This window comes from Deltaproteobacteria bacterium, from assembly GCA_030690165.1.
Taxonomy (GTDB): domain Bacteria; phylum Desulfobacterota; class GWC2-55-46; order UBA9637; family UBA9637; genus JACRNJ01.
In genome coordinates, this window is sequence record JAUYHF010000022.1 from 1 (window position 1) to 1,601 (window position 1,601).

At 41.2% G+C, this 1,601-nt stretch carries 4 protein-coding genes; all 4 read left to right on the forward strand.

All coding sequences use genetic code 11. The features are described 5' to 3' along the window. The coding region (locus tag Q8P28_04650; GenBank protein ID MDP2682086.1) for a hypothetical protein at positions 1-388 on the forward strand (388 nt) is incomplete at its 5' end. 267 nt (positions 389-655) lie between these two features. Further along, positions 656-1,105, forward strand: a complete 450-nt coding sequence (locus tag Q8P28_04655; protein MDP2682087.1) for a hypothetical protein — start codon at positions 656-658, stop codon at positions 1,103-1,105. After that, positions 1,102-1,335, forward strand: coding sequence for a hypothetical protein (locus tag Q8P28_04660; protein MDP2682088.1), 234 nt, complete (start codon positions 1,102-1,104; stop codon positions 1,333-1,335). The genes Q8P28_04655 and Q8P28_04660 overlap by 4 nt, the downstream gene beginning before the upstream one ends. Continuing rightward, positions 1,336-1,601: hypothetical protein (locus Q8P28_04665; GenBank protein ID MDP2682089.1), on the forward strand; the 266-nt coding region annotated here is incomplete at its 3' end.

Below are 1,601 nucleotides of genomic sequence, written 5' to 3' on the forward strand. Positions count from 1 at the left end.
AGGCTTAACCCTGCCAAAGGAAATAAACGGCTATCTGGATTTGAGAGGCCTCACGTCTGCGGAAGGCTTAACCCTGCCAAAGGAAATAAACGGCTATCTGGATTTGGGAGGCCTCACGTCTGCGGAAGGCTTAACCCTGCCAAAGGAAATAAACGGCTATCTGGATTTGAGAGGCCTCACGTCTGCGGAAGGCTTAACCCTGCCAAAGGAAATAAACGGCTATCTGGATTTGAGAGGCCTCACGTCTGCGGAAGGCTTAACCCTGCCAAAGAAATGCGGCTCTCTGTATTTGAGAGGCCTCACTTCTGCGGAAGGTGGGCAATATTTAGGGCACAAAATTAATATAAGGGATAGAAAAATATCCGAGTGGAAGGAGGATGGTAACTAATGCAACACGCCGCCAAATTAAATAACTCCCCAATGTTGCAATCAATCTGTAAAATATTATCCGACTGGCAATGGCATACTATGAAAGAGATTGCAGACAAGACCGGCTGCGTATGTGTCTCAACAAGAATATCAGAGTTAAAGAGGAATATTGTCCATAGCATATTTGTCAATGATGTTATGGTCAAACAAATTAAATGCCGATATGTCGGTAAAACCAATAAGGGCAATAAAATATATCAATATAGGATGTTAGGGGAGGTTTAATATGATAACAGGGATTATAAAGAGTGCGGAAGAGATTACGGGGCAATCAGGGTGTGAAGACTTTAAAAGCCAATGGTGGAGCTATTGCGTTGCTATGAATAAAATAGCAGGGCGAAGAATAGTTTTAACACCACATCCAAGCCCAGGGCATTTTGCCCCCTCTAATGGGGCGGAATTGACAAAAAATTTATATGACTATATTGGCGAGTCCTTCTCTTGGAAAAAAGATTGGCTCAAGGATATTCAGGAAGAGAAAGAGCCGATAGACTTGTCAGATATGAAAGTAGACACACCGTTAATAGTTTGGGGTATTCGGGGTATTAGACATAAGCGATATTTGGCTTATGTAAAAGATGGGTTAATCTATTGCTGGCCAGATGGGCAAACATCGTGGACAAATAACCCGCAGCCATGGGATTATGGGGAATTGGCAGAGCAAGGCAAAATATGACATTTCAAGAAGCCGTAAAATATATCACAACGGAAATAAACAAGGATAGCAACATGCAGCTTGTGTATATTTCTAATATTGCATATTCAGTGCAAGGCGAATTTGAGAGATATTGTATGGAGCATAAAAAGACACACCAGTTATCCAGAGAAGATGTTTATACCATTTCCAAAAAAGCAGCTAAACATTACTTGTATAGCTGGTTGTTGAATACGGATAAGGAGGGGTAGATGAAAATCGGAACTTGCCAATTATGCGGGAAGACAATGCACGAACTATGGCTCTCAACCCCTGCAAAGACTTGCATAAGATGCACCAATCTTACAGAGTTGGAGGGCGAATATTTAAGGATGGGAGCAGACGGAAATTTTTCTTGGGGTGCTGTGACTCAATATTATTCAAGCTTTTTTGCAATTTCAGGATTGATTAGATTACATGAGGTTGCATTTGTTAGAATAAGTTCAAATGATTATGAAATCCAACATGATACAGGAAC